At 74.4% G+C, this 3948-nt stretch carries 4 protein-coding genes; 3 read left to right on the top strand and 1 reads right to left on the bottom strand.

From position 1 onward, the window contains the following. Positions 1–78 precede the first annotated feature (78 nt). Positions 79–687 (top strand): DUF3043 domain-containing protein, encoded by a 609-nt coding sequence (locus tag G6556_RS17505; protein WP_166944239.1) that lies wholly within the window; start codon positions 79–81, stop codon positions 685–687. 33 nt (positions 688–720) lie between these two features. After that, the gene (locus G6556_RS17510) at positions 721–1731 is read left to right on the top strand and encodes an aldo/keto reductase family protein (protein ID WP_166944241.1); all 1011 of its coding nucleotides are present in this window, start codon (positions 721–723) and stop codon (positions 1729–1731) included. 69 nt (positions 1732–1800) lie between these two features. On the opposite strand, the gene G6556_RS17515 is transcribed toward G6556_RS17510, so the two are convergent. Continuing rightward, a complete protein-coding gene (locus G6556_RS17515) occupies positions 1801–2529 on the bottom strand; it encodes a hypothetical protein (RefSeq protein WP_346774975.1) in 729 nt (242 codons plus the stop codon). Positions 2530–2590: 61 nt separating this feature from the next. Between G6556_RS17515 and G6556_RS17520 the strand changes: the two genes are divergently transcribed. Continuing rightward, on the top strand, positions 2591–3948 hold a 1358-nt coding region (locus tag G6556_RS17520), incomplete at its 3' end, for a PLP-dependent aminotransferase family protein (protein ID WP_166944243.1).

A 3948-nucleotide genomic window follows, 5' to 3' on the forward strand; every position in this document is an offset into this window, starting at 1 on the left:
ACACCCCTCCAGGGTAGTCGAGTAGCGTGGCGGTGGGCTCTGTCACGGACCGCCACGCTACTCGACTACCCTGGAGGGGTGTTCGGACGCAGCAAGGACAGCACCGCACCCGCGGACCAGGTGACCCCGGGTCTCACCGAGGAGACCCCCGGCCTGATCGACACCGGGAAGGGCCGCCCCACGCCCAAGCGGAAGACGGCCGAGGCCGCCAACCGCCGGCCGCTGGTGCCGCAGGACCGCAAGGCCGCCGCCAAGGACGCGCGCGCCGCCCAGCGGGCCGAGCGCGACAAGCAGTACGCCGCGATGCAGACCGGCGACGAGCGGTACATGCCCGCCAAGGACAAGGGCCCGGTGCGCCGCTACATCCGGCAGTACGTCGACGCCCGGTGGAGCCTCGGCGAGCTGTTCCTGCCGGTCGCGATCGTCATGCTGCTGCTCAACATGCTGCTGACGTCGGTCAGCCCGGAGCTCGCGTTCCTGGGCCTGGTCGTGCTCTACCTGTTCATCATCGGCATGGTCGTCGACGTCATCATCATGTGGCGCAAGCTCCGCAAGCGGCTCACCGCCAAGTTCGGCGACGCGGGCCAGCAGCGCGGGCTGATGATGTACGCCGTCACCCGGGTGTTCCAGATCCGCCGCGCCCGGCTGCCGAAGCCGCAGGTCAAGCACGGCGACTACCCCGAGTGAGCCGGCGCTCCTAGACCGTCCTAGGGTGGTGGCATGGTCAACTACCGCCACCTGGGCCGCTCCGGCCTCAAGATCTCCGAGATCACCTACGGCAACTGGCTGACGCACGGCTCGCAGGTCGAGAACGACGCCGCGACCGCCTGCGTCCGCGCCGCGCTCGACGCCGGCATCAGCTCCTTCGACACCGCGGACGTCTACGCGAACACGGTCGCCGAGGAGGTGCTCGGCGAGGCCCTCAAGGGCGAGCGCCGGCAGTCGCTGGAGATCTTCACGAAGGTCTACTGGCCGACCGGCCCCAAGGGCCCGAACGACAGCGGCCTGTCCCGCAAGCACATCATGGAGTCGATCGACGGCTCCCTGCAGCGCCTCCAGACCGACTACGTCGACCTGTACCAGGCGCACCGCTACGACCACGCGACGCCGCTCGAGGAGACGATGCAGGCGTTCGCCGACGTCGTCCGCTCCGGCAAGGCGCTCTACATCGGCGTCTCCGAGTGGACCGCGGACCAGATCCGCGCCGGCCACGCGCTGGCGAAGGAGCTCGGCTTCCAGCTGGTCTCCAACCAGCCGCAGTACTCCGCGCTGTGGCGGGTCATCGAGCCCGAGGTCGTCCCCGCGTCCGAGGAGCTGGGCGTCTCGCAGATCGTCTGGTCCCCCGTCGCTCAGGGCGTGCTCACCGGCAAGTACAAGCCGGGTCAGCCGCTGCCCGAGGGTTCGCGCGCCACGGACGAGAAGGGCGGCGCGAACACCATCAAGCGCTTCCTGGACCAGCCGAACGTGCTCCAGCGGGTCCAGGACCTGACGCCGGTCGCGCAGGAGCTCGGGCTGTCGCTCGCGCAGCTCGCGGTCGCCTGGGTGCTGCAGAACCAGAACGTCGCGGCGGCGATCATCGGGGCCTCCCGCCCCGAGCAGGTCACCGAGAACGTCAAGGCGTCCGGGGTGGAGATCCCGGCCGAGCTGATGACGCGGATCGACGAGATCCTCGGCGACGCCGTGATCGCGGACCCCGCGGAGACGGCGAAGAACTCGCCCGCCTCGCGCTGACGACGCCCACGACGCAGGGCCGGCATCCTCCCGGGGTGCCGGCCCAGCGTCGTGCTGGGGACCCGCCGGTCAGCGGCCCTCGCCCGGCTCGGCCGGCTCGGCGACGGCCACCGCGGGCGGCACCGGGACGGTCAGCCGCGGCAGCAGCCAGTGGATCAGGGGCCCGATGCCCAGCGCGTAGGCGAGCGTCGCGAAGCCGAGGGTCCCGCCGAGCAGCCACCCCACGGCGACGACGGTCACCTCGATGGCGATGCGCACCGGGCCGACGGGCCAGCCGGTGCGGGCCACCAGGCCGGTCATCAGGCCGTCGCGGGGCCCGGGGCCGAGGCGCGCGCCGATGTACAGCGCCGAGGCCAGCCCGTTGAGCACGATGCCGCCGAGCACCATGCCGATCCGCACGGCCAGCGGCAGGCTCTCGGGCAGCAGGTCGAGCAGCGCCAGGAACGGGTCGATGAGGACGCCGATCAGCACGACGTTCGCGACGGTGCCGATGCCGGGCTTCTGCCGCAGCGGCCACCACGCCCCGAGGATCAGGACGCTCAGCACGACGGTCACCGTGCCGAGGGACCAGCCGACCTGCCGGGACACGCCCTGGCTGAGCACGTCCCAGGGCATGTTGCCGAGGCCGGTGTGCACGAGCACGGCGATCGAGGCGGCGTACAGGACGAGGCCCCCGACGAGCTGGACGCCCCGCCGGCCGGCGTGGGCGGAGCGGTGTTCGCCGGAGCGCGTGGCACCGGGGATGGCGGGGTCGGGGGTGGCCACCGGGTCGGTGGTGGCATCGGGCTGAGCGGTCACCGCGCCATCATGGGCGACCACCGGCCTTCCGTTCGATAGCCACTTGCGCAAGAGTGGCCTCATGTCCACGCTCCTCGTCTCCGACCGCCGGATCGGCGGCACCGGGCTGGCCGCCGTGCTCGGCCGCTGGCGCCGCCCCGGCCCCGCGTACGCCGCGCTGGCCGACGCCGTGCGCCGCGCCGTCCTCGCCGGTGACCTGCCGCTCGCCACCCGCGTCCCCGGTGAGCGGGAGCTGGCGGCGGCGCTCGGGGTGTCCCGCACGACGACCTCGGGAGCGTACGGGGTGCTGCGCGACGAGGGGTACCTGGTCAGCCGCCAGGGCTCCGGCACCGTGACCGCGCTGCCCGAGGACCGGTCCCCAGGCGGCGCGGCGCTCCCCCTGCACCGGCCGCTGGCGACCGACGGCGTCGTCGACCTCACCATCGCCGCGTGCCCCGCGCCGCGCGAGCTGCACGACGCCGCCCGGCGCGCCGTCGACGCCCTGCCCTGGCACGCCGGCCACGGCTACGCGCCGCTCGGCCTGGACGTGCTGCGCGCGGCGATCGCCGACCGGTACACCGCCCGCGGCACGCCGACGACCCCGGACCAGGTGCTCGTCACGACCGGGGCGCAGCACGCCATCGCGCTGCTCATGCGGGCGCACGCGGGACCGGGCGACCGGGTCGTGGTCGAGCAGCCCACCTACCCGCACGCCATCGACGCGGCGCGCTCCGTGGGCGCACGACCCGTCCCGGTGCCGACGGGTGCGGGCGGGACGGACCTCGACCTGCTCGAGTCCACCGTGCGCCAGGTCGCCCCGCGGCTCGTCTACCTGATCCCGGACCACCACAACCCCACGGGCGCGACGCTCGACGGGGCGGGCCGGGAGCGGGTGCGGGCGCTCGCCCGGCGGACCGGGACCGTCGTGGCGGGCGACGAGGTGCTGACCGACCTGACGCTCGACGGCGCGGCGCCCGCGTCGTTCTCCGGCGACGGGCACGCCCCGCGGGTGGTCGCGATCGGGTCGATGTCCAAGAGCCACTGGGGCGGGCTGCGGGTCGGCTGGCTGCGCGGGCCGGCGGACCTGGTGGCGCGCCTGGCGCTCGCGCGGCGCAGCGCCGACCTCGGCACGGCGGTGCTCGACCAGCTGGTGGCGGTCGAGCTGCTGCGCCTCGGTGAGCAGCCGCTGGTCGAGCGCCGCGACCGGCTGCGGGCGGGCCGGGACCTGCTGGTCGCGCTGCTCGCGGAGCGGCTGCCCGGGTGGCGGTTCGCGGTGCCGCCGGGCGGCCAGGCGCTGTGGGTGGACCTCGGGGCGCCGGTGTCCTCGGCGCTCAGCGCGCTCGCGCTCGCGCACGGGGTGCGCGTCGCGCCCGGCCCGGCGTTCGGGGTCGACGGCGGTCTCGAGGACCGGCTGCGGCTGCCGTTCACCGTCGAACCGGA

It is taken from the genome of Cellulomonas sp. IC4_254 (assembly GCF_011603975.1).
GTDB lineage: Bacteria > Actinomycetota > Actinomycetes > Actinomycetales > Cellulomonadaceae > Cellulomonas.

Excerpts from the sequence above, each read along its gene's own strand:
- G6556_RS17510 (WP_166944241.1), top strand. The coding sequence starts at position 721 with ATGGTCAACTACCGCCACCTGGGCCGCTCCGGCCTCAAGATCTCCGAG.